At 68.0% G+C, this 14,431-nt stretch carries 14 protein-coding genes; 7 read left to right on the plus strand and 7 right to left on the minus strand.

From position 1 onward, the window contains the following. The 5 genes from QOC69_RS24010 to QOC69_RS24030 all read right to left on the minus strand — a co-directional run. Nucleotides 1-478 (minus strand): alpha/beta hydrolase (locus tag QOC69_RS24010; protein ID WP_526444304.1); only part of this gene is annotated, 478 nt, incomplete at its 3' end. A 114-nt stretch (nucleotides 479-592) separates the two neighbouring features. After that, nucleotides 593-1,312, minus strand: coding sequence for a hypothetical protein (locus QOC69_RS24015; protein WP_526444306.1), 720 nt, complete (start codon nucleotides 1,310-1,312; stop codon nucleotides 593-595). Continuing rightward, nucleotides 1,309-2,538 carry a zinc ribbon domain-containing protein gene (locus tag QOC69_RS24020; protein WP_526444308.1) on the minus strand — a complete coding sequence of 410 codons (1,230 nt, stop codon included), beginning with the start codon at nucleotides 2,536-2,538 and terminating at the stop codon, nucleotides 1,309-1,311. Before QOC69_RS24020 ends, QOC69_RS24015 begins: the two co-directional genes overlap by 4 nt. Beyond that, the gene (locus QOC69_RS24025) at nucleotides 2,535-4,085 is read right to left on the minus strand and encodes a S53 family peptidase (RefSeq protein ID WP_526444326.1); all 1,551 of its coding nucleotides are present in this window, start codon (nucleotides 4,083-4,085) and stop codon (nucleotides 2,535-2,537) included. Before QOC69_RS24025 ends, QOC69_RS24020 begins: the two co-directional genes overlap by 4 nt. A gap of 190 nt (nucleotides 4,086-4,275) precedes the next feature. Next, entirely contained in the window at nucleotides 4,276-4,533 is a 258-nt protein-coding gene (locus tag QOC69_RS24030; RefSeq protein ID WP_526444310.1) for a hypothetical protein, read from the minus strand. A 326-nt stretch (nucleotides 4,534-4,859) separates the two neighbouring features. Between QOC69_RS24030 and imuA' the strand changes: the two genes are divergently transcribed. The 6 genes from imuA' to QOC69_RS24060 all read left to right on the plus strand — a co-directional run bounded on the left by imuA' (nucleotide 4,860) and on the right by QOC69_RS24060 (nucleotide 10,433). Then, on the plus strand, nucleotides 4,860-5,567 hold the full coding sequence (gene imuA', locus QOC69_RS24035) for a DnaE2-dependent mutagenesis accessory factor ImuA' (RefSeq protein ID WP_526444312.1): 708 nt from the start codon (nucleotides 4,860-4,862) through the stop codon (nucleotides 5,565-5,567). Between the two features lie 46 nt (nucleotides 5,568-5,613). Next, on the plus strand, nucleotides 5,614-7,185 hold the full coding sequence (locus QOC69_RS24040; RefSeq protein ID WP_526444328.1) for a DNA polymerase Y family protein: 1,572 nt from the start codon (nucleotides 5,614-5,616) through the stop codon (nucleotides 7,183-7,185). A 258-nt stretch (nucleotides 7,186-7,443) separates the two neighbouring features. Next, nucleotides 7,444-8,625, plus strand: a complete 1,182-nt coding sequence (locus QOC69_RS24045) for an MFS transporter (protein ID WP_526444314.1) — start codon at nucleotides 7,444-7,446, stop codon at nucleotides 8,623-8,625. 60 nt (nucleotides 8,626-8,685) lie between these two features. Then, the gene (locus QOC69_RS24050; protein WP_526444316.1) at nucleotides 8,686-9,243 is read left to right on the plus strand and encodes a TetR/AcrR family transcriptional regulator; all 558 of its coding nucleotides are present in this window, start codon (nucleotides 8,686-8,688) and stop codon (nucleotides 9,241-9,243) included. Nucleotides 9,244-9,567: 324 nt separating this feature from the next. Next, complete coding sequence (locus QOC69_RS24055; protein ID WP_526444318.1) at nucleotides 9,568-10,014, plus strand: MarR family winged helix-turn-helix transcriptional regulator; 447 nt, start codon at nucleotides 9,568-9,570, stop codon at nucleotides 10,012-10,014. After that, nucleotides 10,011-10,433: an organic hydroperoxide resistance protein gene (locus tag QOC69_RS24060; RefSeq protein WP_526444320.1), complete on the plus strand. Its 423-nt coding sequence runs from the start codon at nucleotides 10,011-10,013 to the stop codon at nucleotides 10,431-10,433. Before QOC69_RS24055 ends, QOC69_RS24060 begins: the two co-directional genes overlap by 4 nt. A gap of 4 nt (nucleotides 10,434-10,437) precedes the next feature. Here the strand turns inward: QOC69_RS24060 and QOC69_RS24065 are convergent, their stop codons facing one another. Together QOC69_RS24065 and QOC69_RS24070 are read right to left on the minus strand one after the other, a co-directional pair. Then, the gene (locus QOC69_RS24065; protein ID WP_526444330.1) at nucleotides 10,438-11,469 is read right to left on the minus strand and encodes a nucleoside hydrolase; all 1,032 of its coding nucleotides are present in this window, start codon (nucleotides 11,467-11,469) and stop codon (nucleotides 10,438-10,440) included. Between the two features lie 66 nt (nucleotides 11,470-11,535). Next, complete coding sequence (locus QOC69_RS24070; RefSeq protein ID WP_526444322.1) at nucleotides 11,536-13,557, minus strand: SDR family oxidoreductase; 2,022 nt, start codon at nucleotides 13,555-13,557, stop codon at nucleotides 11,536-11,538. Nucleotides 13,558-13,688: 131 nt separating this feature from the next. Here QOC69_RS24070 and QOC69_RS24075 point away from each other — a divergent pair. Beyond that, nucleotides 13,689-14,431: MaoC/PaaZ C-terminal domain-containing protein (locus tag QOC69_RS24075; protein ID WP_526444324.1), on the plus strand; the 743-nt coding region annotated here is incomplete at its 3' end.

Consider the following 14,431-nt stretch of genomic DNA (forward strand, 5'->3'; position numbering starts at 1 on the left):
CCAGACTCTGCTTGAGCCAGTCCCAGCCCGAGCGCACGTCGTCTGCGGCAGTGGGGAATCGGTGCCGAGGGGCCAGCCGGTAGGCGATGCAGAACACGGGCAGCCCGGTCAGGCGGGACAGCCACGCGACCAGTCGGCGGTGGGTCCGCGGCGAGCACAGGGCAAACCCACTGCCGTGCAGGAAGTAGATGGCGCCGTCGCCGGCCTCTACGCCGGGACCGCGCACCCATTCACCGATGACCCGCCGACCGTCGGGCAGGGACACGTCGACGTGCTCAACGCGGGTACCCGACAGCGACGGACCGAAGGTGTCCATGACCCTTGCGACGATCTGACGTGACGCCCACAGCCCCCGTGCGCGCTCCGGCGGTAGTACCGCGCTGAGCTGGCGCAGGGTCAGGCTGCTCACCGCGGCCGCACTGCGGGCCCGAATCGAACCGCGCGCGGGTACGTCCCTGCTGGTCAGTGGGGCGGACATCCGACCTCCTCGTCGAAGCGTCCGATGAGTACAACAGCAATTGGTGACATTTGTCAATGTCAACATTCAGTAGTGCGAGACCCAGGTCACGATGCCGTGAGGTTGGTGCAGCGGCTAGCGCAGCGGGTCGCCGCGCCAGCTGAAGCTGTTGACGTACTTGCCCATGTCCAGGGCGATCTGCAGGTTGGCCGCCGATGGTTTGCCCGAGCCGAAGTCGGGGCCGAATGCGTGGTACGGGCCCACTGCTCCCGCGACGAGGGCGAGGTCGTCCTTCACCGCGACCATCACGATCACCCGCATGCGCGAGTAGCTCGCCGTCGCGCCCTGGGGCCAGCAGTCGGCGACCATGCCGAAACCTGGGCGGTAACCGACCATCGCATTCGGGATCTGGTAGGCGGTCTTGGTGTCGGGGAAGGTCTTGTTGACCAGCGCGGTGGCAATGTCCTTGGGGGTACGGCCTGCGGCAGGCTCGCTGAACAATCGCATGGTGCCGCCGTCACCGGCCTGCAGATCGGCCGTCACGCCATTGGGGTTGGTGGTGATCTTGTAGGCCGAACCCTCGGCGGGATAGGCGACCGAGAACGCCCCGTCGGGCGAGGTGAACCTTGGATTGATGGTGACGGGCTCACCGATCGGCGGCTGCCCGCAGTCGGGCGGGCACACGTACCGTGCCTTCGGCTTCTCCATGGCCCCTGACATTGCGACGAGGCCTGCGGCCACGACGCCGATGGCGACCACCCAGACGATGAGCAGTCGTCGATGCGAGGTCTTCGGCGGGGTTGGGACGCTGTAGGTTCCGGCGTGCGTGGAGTAGCCGGGAGCGATCGTCGTCACTGCTGTTCTTCCCCTGGCGCCGGTCCGGAGTCGGTCCGCACGGGTCGGGTTTCCCGTCGCGCCTGCCGCGATGATCGTGACGATGCTCGCGTCGCTGCGCCACAGGCCACGCAGAAGGCCATGTCGGGCACGACGTGACCGCATTGCGGACACAGCAGCGGTTCATCGGACAGGATCTCGTCGTGCGCTTCGTGCAGCAGCGCGAGGTGCAGCCCCACGCGCAGGGCGAGTACTGCCGTTGTCGCCACCACGAGATGCAGGACGAGTTGCAGAGTTTGGGGGAACCGTGCGACGTCGACGAGGCCCAGTACGGCGTACATCGTCATCACCGCCAGGGCGAAGAGAGTCAGGGCGACGCGAACGTAGTTGCGGTGCTGGTGCTTCTTGTTCGCCGGGCGGGTGAACCATAGGGCGGTACCGATGAGGCCACCCACCGCGGCTGCGGTCAATGGCACGGCCACGCCGCGGATACCCGCCTCGACGATCAGCCCATCCATCGGCCTGGCCCGCGCCACCATGCCGCCCGCGAACTGGGGCGCCAGCCGGGTCATCTGCGCGGCGGCGGTGAACATCAGGGCGCCCAATGCTCCGATGGCGAAGCCGTCCAAGGCTTCCCGTGGTCCCGGCCGCACCAGCCGCACCGCCAATACCGGGACGAGCATGAGCAACAAGCCGCCGATCGGCACCCCCAGCCCGTCGCGAAGGACCCGGGATCCGGCGATGCCCATGCCCAATCCGACGTCATAGGCCTGGGCGACCATCGCGCCGGTCAAGAGTACCCATCCGACGCCGAGACCGATGCCGAGCCCGGCCGTTACGACCAGGGTGGAGGTCGGCACGTCGCGATAGACGTCGGACTCCTGCAGGTAGATCAGGAACAGCAGGGGCAGCCCGAGTGCGGCAACGGTGATCAGCGCAGCGGGTAGGCGCAACAGGGTGGTGGCGATCAACGCAGCGAAGATCAGCCCCAACCCCGCCAGGAACGGAAGCCGCGAGCTGGGCGGCAGATGGGGGAACAGCGTACTGACGATGTTCGGCCTCAGCAGATGCTCACCGGGTGATGCGCTGTAGGCCCGGATCCGCAGCCACTTCGGGCCCTTGGCACGGTGCTCGGTCAGGTGGTCCCCGCACAGGCCGCAGTACTCGCCTGCAGGGACGTCGGTTTGGCACACCGCGCACACCACCGTGCCGGGTGCGGGGCCATCGGTTTCCGACTCTGTGCTCATTGGTTGATCCTCTGCAGGACGAGCAGATTGCGGGCGAGGTTGTCGACGTCAGGGGTACCGAGTCCGCTGACCAGGTCGAAGCCCGGTCCCGCGGTGTCGACGGCGTTTCCGCCGAGGGTGACGTCGCGGAAGCCGGGAAGCATGGCGCCCTGGGCCATGCGGTACAGCAGGGGATTGATGTCGCCGATCGCCCGGCCGCCGTTGGCGATCAGGAACTGATTCATCACCGCGGCCAGCCCCGCCATGATGGGCGCCGACTGCGAGGTTCCGCCGCCGACCACGGTGTCTCCGTTGAGCACGATCTTCACCCCGGTGAAGGGGTCGGCGACGGCAGAGATGTCAGGCGTCATCCGCTTTCCCGTATTGCGTTCGGGGGCAACCTGAGTCGCCGCCACCTGTTGCCACGGCGGCAGATCGAACAGCGACGACACCCCACCTCCGGTGCCCTGGGAGAGCGGAACGTCGAACCAGGCCTGCTCGGCCAGCCACACGCCGGTGCTGTCGGTGGACAGGGTGGTGCCGCCCACGCTGGTCATCTCGGGAACTGAGGCAACGGAATCCAGCCCGACGTCGGCCTGTCCCGGCGGGGAGTCCCAGTCGTCACCGCCCTTGCACTCCAGGCCGGCAAGGTCGCCGCTGGCATCGAACGCCGTGGTGCCGTGCGAGTGCGCGTCGGCAAGGGCGGACCGAACCGGAGCCAGGTCCGCGGCGGTGAGCAGCTTGTCGCAGCCCCAACCGATCGAGAAGCTCCATACCGCGCCGGGGAACTGCCGCTCGGTGTCCTCGAGCATCTGACCGATCTTCACGTAGCCGCCGTCACCCTGCACCGTTGGGCGGGCGTTGACGACGACCTTCTGGGCATCGGGCGCAATCGCATGTGCGACTTCGAGATCCATCGTGGTCTCGCCGTACGGCTCGGGCAACGTGTCGCCGACGAGTGTCGGCGTGAACTTGGGCAGCCCGAACGTCGTCGCGAACGTGTCCAGGTCGGACTGGGCGTAGCCGTTGAACGCGAAGATGACGATCGTGGTGCCCTTGCCGGTGAAGCCGCTGCGTGCGAGTCCGGCCGCGTTGTAGGTGGTGAGCAACGCGGCGGGAGTCAACCCGCGGTCCGGCACGTCCAACGGCAGGAGGTGCGGCCGCGACTCGTGATGCGGTGTGTAGCTGAGGATCCGGCCGAGTTCGGTGACCTCGGTGCGCAACGTCGGCGGCACCTCGGGCTGCTGGGGTGAGGCGTAGAACTCCTGCCCGCGCTGACCCCGGTAGTCGTGAACCTCGACTTCCAATGCGCGCGAGACCCTTTCGGGTCCACCCTCGACGATCGCCCAGTCATCGCCTGGCTGCCAGCGCACGGAAAGACCGTGCTCGCCCGCCCAGCCGATCAGCGCATCCGGGCTGGTTCTTTTCTGCAGGGTGGCGGTGAGTTGGACGTGGTCACCACGTGCGGGACCGAGATCGGTCGACGCGGCGAGCAGTAACGCGAACGGACCGCCGATCTCAGCGGCCGTTCCTGGTCCCGTCGGGAGTCGCAGATCCGAGGCAAGCATCAGCACGGCCGCCGCAACCAGGATCAGGAACAAGTGCCCGGGTCTGGTGTGTCGACCGGGAAGTGCTGCCACGGTGGGTGACTGCATTCGAACCATTTGAGTGGAACGGTGTCGCAGGGTCTCGGGAGTCATTGCCGCCTTGGCGATCCCAAGGGGATGGGGAAGCGTTGACTCCCGAGACCGCGCGATGTCAGTTGTCGCCGGGAATGGCCGTCGGCGCGGGAGGCGCCTTGACCGGAGGCGTGAACAGGTTGCCGCCGGTTGGGTTGATCGACTTCTCGGTCGGCGACACCGTCGCGGATGACGACGGGGTGGTGGTGGTCGTCGTGGTCGACGTTTCGGGAGCCTTCTCCCCGCCACCGCACGCGGCGGTCAGTCCGACCATCGCGACGATTGCAGTACCGCCCACTGCCGCCGCAATGCGACGAGCCAGACGATTTGACCTCATGGTGAGTCCTTTACTATCCCCGAGTAAGCGAACACATAGTCTTCGGCGAATCACGTAGCGATTCCGCACGATCCGTGGTCAGCATCGGCTGATGCTGCTGGCACGGTCGTACACCGGCCCCATCCCGAAGTGGGTTCCGATGATCAAAACTCTAACGTACTGGTCAGACAGACGCACAGTCGTTCCCTAGTCGATCCACGAGTCCGTCCCGAACTGCAGGTGTAGGACCGGATCCGCTTGACGGTGTCGGAGGGCGAGTGTTTACTCGTTGTATCGAACAAATGTTCGAAATCACTGTTGGGCCGGATGGTGCGGGAGGTGCTGCTGTGACAGCGGCTACGAGCCTGGACCGAGGTGGGTCAAACCGCGCTGAGCAGGTAGAACACCTCCGTCGCAAGATGGCGATGATGTCCGGGAAGGGGGCCGGTTCGGCCGCGTCGTCCCGGCGCGGAGCCATGCCGTCGAACACCCCGTTGCCCGACTCGGAAACTTTGCTGCCGCTCCCGGATTCGCTGGCGGATCTGCTGCCTGCGTCGTTGCCCAGGGGCACGGTGGCGGTGCTGTCGGGCGCCCGGTCGCTGCTCTTGAGCATGGTGGCGGCGGTGACGGCGGCGGGTGGGCACGCGGCGATCGTCGGCCACCCCGACGTGGGTCTGCTGGCGGCTGTCGAGATGGGCGCCGACCTGAGTCGGCTCGCGGTCATACCCGACCCCGGGGGCGACCCGGTCGAGGTGGCCGCGGTGTTGATGGACGGCCTGGATCTGGTGGTGCTCGGACTGGGCGGACGGTCGGTGCCTCCGACCAGGGCGCGGGCGGTGACGGCTAGGGCAAGGCAGAAGGGGTGCACCCTGCTGGTCACCGGGGGCGACTGGCCAGGGGCCTCGGCTCGGCTGGAGGCCAGGGTCAGCGGATACGAGGTGACGGGTGCGGGCGGTGGTGCGCCCATCCCCGGGTGCGGGCGGATCAGCCGGGTGCGGCTGGCCACCAGGGCGGGAGGCCGGTCCGTCGGTCCCGTCCGCGCAGTGGGTGGGTGAGGTGTCCGACCCACCCGCTGCCGCCCGGGTGCTGGCCATCTGGTGCATGGACTGGCCGGCAGTGGCCGCTGCGGCGGCGGCCGGTCTGCCCGCGACCGCGCCGGTGGCGGTGACCCTGGCCAACCGCGTGGTGGCCTGCTCGGCGTCGGCCCGTGCGGTGGGTGTGGGGCGGGGGTTGCGTCGCAGGGAGGCTCAGGCCCGGTGTCCACAACTGCACGTCGTGGCCGCCGACCCAACCCGCGACGCCCGTCACTTCGAAGGCGTGACGGCCGCGGTGGACGAGGTCGTGCCCCGCGCGGAGGTCATGAGACCGGGACTGTTGGTGTTGTCGGTGCGCGGGGCGGCCCGCTACTTCGGGTCCGAGGAGTCAGCCGCGGAGCGACTCGTCGACGCGGTGGCCGCGGCCGGGGCCGAGTGTCAGGTCGGCATCGCCGATCAGTTGTCCACCGCCGTCTTCGCCGCCCGTGCCGGACGCATCGTCGAAGCCGGGCGGGACGCGCGGTTCCTGTCCGCGCTGTCGATCCGGCAGCTGGCCGCCGAGCCGAGCCTGGCCGAACCCGGCCGGGAGGATCTGGCGGACCTGTTGTGGCGCATGGGCATCCGAAGCATCGGCCAGTTCGCTGCGTTGTCGCGCACCGACGTGGCATCCCGGTTCGGCGCGGGCGCGGTCACTGCTCACCGGTTCGCTCGCGGTGAGCCCACCCGTGGCCCGTCGGGCCGGGAGCCGCCTGCGGACCTCGGCGTCGTGACGAACTGCGACCCGCCGGTGGACCGGGTGGACGCCGCGGCCTTCGCGGGGCGCTCGCTGGCCGGTGAACTGCATCGCAGGCTGGAGGCGACCGGGGTCGGGTGCACCAGGCTGGCCATCCACGCCGTCACCGCCAATGGTGAAGAACTGCAACGGGTCTGGCGGTGCGCCGAACCGCTGACCGAGGATGCCACCGCGGATCGGGTGCGCTGGCAACTCGACGGCTGGCTGAACCGCAGCGTCCGGCACCAGGACCGGCCCACCGCGCCGATCACGGTGCTGCGACTCGATCCGGTGGAGGTGGTGTCGGCCGCTGCGCTGCAGTTGCCGTTGTGGGGTTCCTCCGGTGACGACGACCGGTTGCGGGCCAGGCGGGCCCTGGTGCGCGTCCAGGGGCTGCTCGGGCAGGAGGCGGTGCAGGTGCCGGTGCTCAGCGGTGGTCGCGGCCCGGCCGAACGGATCACCTTCACCCCGTTGGGCGACGAGCCGGTGCCGCGGGCCGATCCGGGGCAGCCCTGGCCAGGACAACTGCCCGAGCCGTCACCGACGGTGCTGCTCGACGATCCCGTCGAGTTGTTCGACGCCGACGGCAACCCCGTCCGGGTGACCGGCCGTGGCCTCTTCTCCGCCGATCCGGCACGCCTGGAGGCCCCGGGCGGTACCGATCGGGCGGGCAGGTTGAGTTGGTGGGCCGGGCCGTGGCCGGTCGACGAAAGGTGGTGGGACGCCGGGCAAGTCCCCACGCAGGTCAGGGCAGGCCGGACGGCTCGGGTGCAGGTGCTTCTCGACGGTGACGGCGACACCGCCGGCCGCGCGCTGCTGCTGTGCTACCGGCAGAGGAGGTGGTATCTGGAGGGGGCGTACGAATAGTTCAGACAGCGGCGAGTCCGGTCAAACCCTCAAGATCCGTCCGCCCCTGGTCTTCGACGAAGGCAACATCGAGACGTTCATGGAGGCGTTTCGGCGGTCATGGCCGACATCGAGCGCTGAATCGGCTCCATCGTGGCGCCCTGGCGCGGATTGATAACTGTACCGTCCGGACGGTACAGTTACGCAGGTCATTCATGCTCGGCACTGCCGTAGTGCGGGATGGAACACGCCTGCTCTTCGCCCATCCAAGGAGGTCCCATGGGCAGCTACTTGCGGTTGCTCCGGACACCTGGCGTGTTCCGAGTGACTGCGTCTCAGCTGTTCGCGCGACTGCCACTCGGAATGCTGTCGCTGGCGATCCTCATGCACGTCTCGGAGACGACAGGGTCATACGGGCAGGCCGGTCTCGTCGTGGCGTGCGTCAGTCTTGCCGAGGCGATCGCAATGCCTGTGTCCGCCCGGCTCACCGGGAGATTCGGTGTGACACCCGTCGTGCTGTTGGCCGCCACGATCAACAGCATCGGCTTCCTGGCGTTGGCGCTGGCGCCCGCACACCTGATCTTGCTGGCAGCCTTGGGAATCCTCGTGGGAGCATCGATCCCACCGATGATGCCGGTAGTGCGCGCGCTGTACCCACGGATGGTTCCCGCCGATACGGTGCGTGCGTTGTTCGCGTTCGATACCACCGCGCAAGAACTGATTTGGGTTACCGGCCCTGTCGTGGTGACCGTGTTGACCTCACTGATCTCCACCGCGGTGCCGCTGCTGGCCGCGGCGGGTATCACGCTCACTGGATCCATCGCCTTCGTGCTGAGCCTTCAACCGCGACAGCCCCGGATCGCCCGTGGTACTTCGTCATTCGGCCGAGTACTGGCCCGTCAAGAGGTTCTTCTGGCATTTGTCGCCAATCTTGCTCTCGTCGCGTCGTTCATGGCGATGGAGGTCGGAGTGGTCGCCCAACTGGGGCACTCGATGGCCGGTGTGGCGATCTCTGTGTCGAGCCTTGGATCGCTGATCGGTGGCCTGCTGATTGGCCAGCGCCGACTCGGTCTTGGGGCGTTGGTTGCGACGCTGGCGGTCGTCGTGGTGGGGACGGCACTGACCGGACTCGTCACCGGTCCGCTGCAGTTCGTGGCTCTGTTCGCCGCTGGATTCGGCTTCGCGCCTGCAATGGCAGTTCTCTACCATGCGGTCTCCCGCGGAGTAGCGGAAAACGTTGCCGCCGAGGCCTTCGGGTGGCTCAACACCGGTGCGCTGGCCGGCGGTGCGGCAGGCACCGCGCTATCGGGTGTTCTCAACGACGCATGGGGCCCAGCCGGGTCGTACGTCATAGCGACTGCTCTGGCCGTTGGCGCGGCGGTCAGCCCGCTGATCGCGCGGTTGGCCGGACCGGTCCGTGGATTCTCCGCAGAAAGGCCGACGGTGTCCGTCGCAGGTTAATCTTGACCGCGACGCATCGCATATCCAGGCCTCCCCGGAGGCAGACGATGAGAGTGCCCAGTGCCACGAGGGGAACGACGCGACGAACTGCTGGACGCCGCCGAGCAGGTGTTGTCCCGAGGCGGCCCACAGGCATTGACCCTGCAGGCCGTCGCCGATGAGGCAGGGGTGTCCAAGGGCGGGCTGTTGTATCACTTCTCGAGCAAGAGCGAGCTGGTTCGCGGACTGGTGGAGCGGCTCGTCGACGATACGAACAGTAACTACGCACGTTGGGACGACGGTGAACCTGGCTCGTACACCCGCGCCTACATCGCGTCTACCTGTCACCACCTAACGGCCGCGGATGCCGACCGGGTGCTGCGCCGGTGGTCGGTCATTCTGGCGGCCAGTACCGAACCGGAGATGCAGGGACCGATCTCTGAAGCGTTCGAGGCGTGGATGTGGCCAGCGGAGGGCGTGGACCGCTACCCGGTACGCGCGCAGATCGCCCGGCTTGCAGCCGACGGACTGTGGTGGAACGCCATGTTCGTCAACGCCTTTCGCGACCCCGAACTCAACAAGCGGATCAGTGCCGCACTGGTCGACTACGCCGAGGGCAGAGACCGCCCCGAGGAATGACGCGGGGATGTAGCTTCAACGGTTGATCAGAATCGGGTGCAACGAATCCGAGATGCCCGGCTCACATCGCCGGATTCCGCACGACTGAGTGCATGAAGCGCTACCTCGACGGGCTCTGGCCGCGGCGGCTGCCAAGCAGGCTGAGCAGCTGGCGTTCATGCCACTTTGGTCCCATGCGCACCCGAGCGCGACCGAGCTCGCTGCCCGCGTCGCCGGCTACGCCCGGGGTTCACTCAACCGAGTCTTCTTGACGAGCGGCCGCATCGATCACACGCTTCGCCATGTTTAGTTGTGCACAACTGAATTGTGCGCTATAGTTCTGACATGGCCACGATGCCCCTCGATCAACAGCTCTGCTTCGCCCTGTACTCGGCGTCGCGGGCGATGACGGCGGCGTACCGGCCGGTGCTGACCGAGATGAACCTCACCTATCCGCAGTACCTGGTGATGCTGGTGCTGTGGGAGGAGGAGCACGTCACCGTCGGGCGGCTCGGCGAGCGATTGCAGCTCGACTCGGGCACCCTCTCGCCACTGCTGAAGCGGTTGGAGAGCAACGGATTCGTGCGACGCGAGCGATCGCGGGACGACGAGCGGCTGGTCGACGTCACACTCACCCCGGCCGGCCGGCAGCTCGAACGCCGCGCCCAGTGCATCCCGGAACGGCTCTTCGAGTCGACCGGCATGGCCGAGGAACAAGCCGCCGACCTGCGTGACGCGGTTCGGCAACTCACCGATGCGCTCAACGCATCCAACCGAAAGGAATCCGCATGAAGACCCTCTACACCGCCGAGGCCCTGACCACCGGTGACGGCCGCAACGGGCACGCCCGCAGCTCAGACGGCAGGCTGGACCTTGCGCTGGCGATTCCGAAGGAGATGGGCGGCAGCGGCGACGGCACCAACCCCGAGCAACTCTTCGCCATCGGCTATGCGGCCTGCTTCCATTCCGCGCTGCGCATGATCGCTCGCCAGGAGAAGGCCGACGTCTCGGATTCTGCGGTGGGGGCGCGTGTTTCGATCGGACAGATCGACAACGGCGGTTTCGGACTGGCCGTCGAACTCGAGGTCACGCTGCCCAACGTCGACCACGACACCGCGCAGAGCCTGACCGAGAAGGCGCACCAGGTCTGCCCGTACTCCAACGCCACCCGCGGAAACGTCGACGTCAAACTGGTGGTCACCGACGACTGACCCGTCAGGCCAGGCCGGCTGCGAACGGGCCAACGCGCGCGATGAACCGGTCGAAGAACGCGTCAGGGTCGACCTCGATGCCGATGTGCGCGTTGGGATGTCGGCCCCAGTGTCCGCTCCAGTCGGCCACGGTCATGCCGCGGGTCAGGGTGCCGACCAACTCGACGTCGATGGTGGCCCGCCGGTAGCGGACCAGATCGGGGTCCAACGCCACGGCCGCGGCGAGCGGGTCGTGCAGGTGCGCGAGATACCCCTCGCCCTGGTCGAAGTGGAACTCGAAGTAGAACCGCATCGCGTCCTCGAGGACCCGGATCAGCGGGTTGGACGCCACAGAGCGGGTGCCGCGATCGTCGAGCACGCTCATCGGTGTGGTGGCCGAGTCGGCGGCGGCGGCCAGCCGGCTCAGGATCGACGGCGTCATCACGACGTTCTCGGTGACGTTCAGCCCCAACACGATGGGCAGATGCGTCGGCATGTCGAGGCCCCACGCCGCACTCCAGACGGTGAACACCTCGGCCGCCGACTCGGGGTCGACGCTGATGTTCCACTCGGCCACGGGCGTGGTGTTGCCGCGGTAGTCGAACGCGCCGCCCATGATCACCAGTCGCCGCAGCAGCCTGGGCAGGGCGGGCTCGATCCGCATCGCCAGCGCCAGGTTGGTCAGCGGGCCGGTGGCCAACCCGATCAGCTCGCCAGGGTGGTCGCGGGCCGCGCGCACCCAGGCCTGGGCGGAGTCGTACTCGGTGAGCCGCCCGTCGCCGGCAGGCAGCCGGGCATAACCGAGCCCTTCGGGACCGTGGGTGTCCTCGGCGGTGCGCAGCGGCGCGATCAGCGGCTGGTCGGCTCCCTTGGATACCGGGATCCCGGTCGCGTGACACACGTCGAGCAGCCCCAGGTTGTTGGCGCAGACCTGCTTGACCGGCACGTTTCCGCCGGTCGATGCGATGCCCACGAGTTCGGCGTCAGCGCTGGCGAGCAGATAGGCCAGCGCCATGGCGTCGTCCACACCGGTGTCGACGTCTGCGAAGACGGGCAGCGGAGCGGAAGGGCCGTTGCCCGGCCGTACTGCCCCTGTCACGCCGCCCACGATAAGGCCGGCCACCTACCAGTGCACACCGGGCAGCAGGCGCACTGCCCGTTTGATGGGCCGCGGCATCCGCATCTTCGAGACGGCGCTGCGTGCGGGTCGCTTGGGTCGCCGGGCGGGGCTTTGCCCCTCGGTTGCCGTCGGCTCACCGGCAGGCAGGACACCGCGGGCGGCCGCCGAGTCGGGATACCCGAGGTAGAGCTGGTGCAGCAGGCGACGGGACAGCTTCGGAGTGAAGTAGTTGCCGAGGTCGGCCAGCGTGCCGACCGGGGTGTCGATCCGCGCGGGTTTGTCCACCAGGCCGCGCACCACCATCGCCGCGGCGTGCTCTGCGGTGATCGGCGGGATGGGGTTGAGCCGCCGTGACGGCGCGATCATCGGCGTCTTGACCAACGGCATGTGGATGCTGGTGAACGTGATGTGGTCCGAAAGCGTCTCGGTGCCGACCACTTCGGCGAACGCGTCGAGGGCCGCCTTGCTCGGGATGTAGGCGCTGTACTTCGGGCTACTGGCCTGCACGCCCGCGCTGGACACGTTCACCACGTGACCGAACCGGCGCTCCCGCCAGTGCGGCAGCAGTGCGAGAACCATCCGCACCGAACCGAAGTAGTTGACGGCCATCACGCGTTCGTAGTCGTGCAGCCGGTCCGTGGACGCGGAAACCGATCGGCGGATCGACCGGCCCGCGTTGTTGACCAGGTAGTCGACATGCCCGAACCTGCCGAGGATGTCCTTGACGGTGTGCTCCACCGATGCCGAGTCGGTGACGTCGCACGTGAATGCGTAGGCGGCACCGCCGAATTCGCGAATCTCGGCCACCAAGTCGTCGAGCGCCTCGGCGCTGCGGGCGAGCGCGAACACCGTCGCCCCGCGTTCGGCGACCGCGACCGCCGACGCACGCCCGATGCCGCTGGACGCTCCGGTGATGATGACGTGGCGACCGACCAGCGGACCACCCGGATCGTCGCGCCGCGCCCGGTCGGCGTCGAGGTGCTCGGCCCAGTACCGCCACAGCTTCGGCGCGTACGTGTGGAACTCGGGAACGTCGATTCCCTTGCCCCGCAACGCCTCTGCGGTGTTGTCCGAGGTAAAGGTGGGGGCCAGGTCGACGACGTCGAGGATCTCGGCCGGGATGCCGAGTTGGGTGGCCGTCATGTTGCGCAGGATCTTCGCCCGGCCGGTGGCCTTCAGGAACGGGGCGGCGACCGAGCCCGGCAGCGACCCGCGTAGCGGCGGCAGGCCGGCCTCCTTGGCCACGCCGCGGTAGATGCCGCGCAGGCCGATGGTCTTCGGCGCGGTCAGGTGGAAGGTCTGGCCGTCCCATCCGTCGACGTGCATCAGCTCGGTGAGGGCTTCAACCACGAAGTTCACCGGCACGATGTTGGTGCGGCCGGTGTCGGGCAGCACGATCGGGGTGAACTTCGGCAGGTGCGCCAGTCTCGCGAGCAAGCCGAAGAAGTAGTACGGGCCGTCGACCTTGTCCGTCTCCCCGGTGCGCGAGTCGCCGACGACCACGGCTGGCCGGTAGACCCGGTACCGCAGGCCGGGCGTCGACCGCACCAGCATCTCGGCCTCGAACTTGGTCTGGTGATACGGGGTCGGGAGGTCCTGTGCGACGTCGAAGTCCTCCTCGGTGTACTCGCCGGGAAAGCTGCCTGCCACCGCGATCGACGACACGTGGTGCAGCGTCGCGTCCAACCGGACGGCGAGGTCGATCACCGCTCGGGTGCCGTCGACGTTCGCGGCTCGCTGGGTGTCCTCGTCGACGGTGATGTCGTAGATCGCCGCGCAGTGCACCACGTGGTCGACGTCGCCGATCTCGGCGCACGACTCGTCGGTGATCCCAAGTTCGGGCTGGGTCAGGTCGCCGACCAGCGGCTTCACTCGGTCGCCCCATTCTTCGGCGAGGCGCTCGAACCGCGCGAGGGACTCCCGGCGCACCAGCACCCACACTTCGGGGTCATCGCCGCGGGACAGAATTCGGGACACGACGCGGCGACCAATAAACCCGGTACCGCCGGTAACGACATAGCGCATGCGAGCCATGGTCACCCCTTACCGGGCAAAGGTCAACATTGGTGTGACCCGATCGAGGGGCGTGCCCTCTTGCCGGTCCGCGGCGGCGGCTATCGTCCGTCACAGCCACCTCGACTTCTAGGGAGAGACGAATGCCGATCAACCCGGACGCCATCGGTGCCAAGTCCGCACCGCAACCCTTCGCGTGGACCGACCGCGACACCCTGCTGTACGCGCTGGGCGTCGGCGCAGGCACCAAGGATCTGGCCTTCACCACCGAGAACAGCCACGACATCGAGCAGCAGGTGCTGCCCACCTACGCCGTCATCGCCTGCCCGGCATGGGGTGCGGTCGGCGAGGTCGGCACGTTCAACTTCGGCATGCTGCTACACGGCAGCCAGCAGATTCGGCTCCATGCGCCGCTGCCGCCGTCCGGCAAGTTGAACGTGCACTCCGAGGTCGTCGACATCCAGGACAAGGGCGAGGGCAAGAACGCCATCCTGGTGTTCAAGGGGGTCGGCACCGACCCCGACACCGGCGAGGTGGTCGCCGAATCGGTGTCCACCGCGGTGATCCGCGGCGAGGGTGGGTTCGGCGGTCAGCCGGGCGAGCGGCCCGTCGCTCCGGTGTTCCCGGACCGCGAGGCCGACGCCAAGGTGGCGCTGTCCACCACCGAGGACCAGCCGCTGATCTACCGGTTGTCCGGTGACCGCAACCCGCTGCACAGCGACCCATGGTTCGCCAAGGAACTGGCCGGCTTCCCCAAGCCGATCATGCACGGACTGTGCACCTACGGGTTCTCCGGTCGCGCACTGATCGCCGAACTCGGCAACGGCAACGCCAACGCCATCACGGCGATCGACGCGCGGTTCACCAAACCGGTCTTTCCCGGCGA

The organism is Mycobacterium sp. (genome assembly GCF_032162105.1).
Lineage (GTDB): Bacteria > Actinomycetota > Actinomycetes > Mycobacteriales > Mycobacteriaceae > Mycobacterium.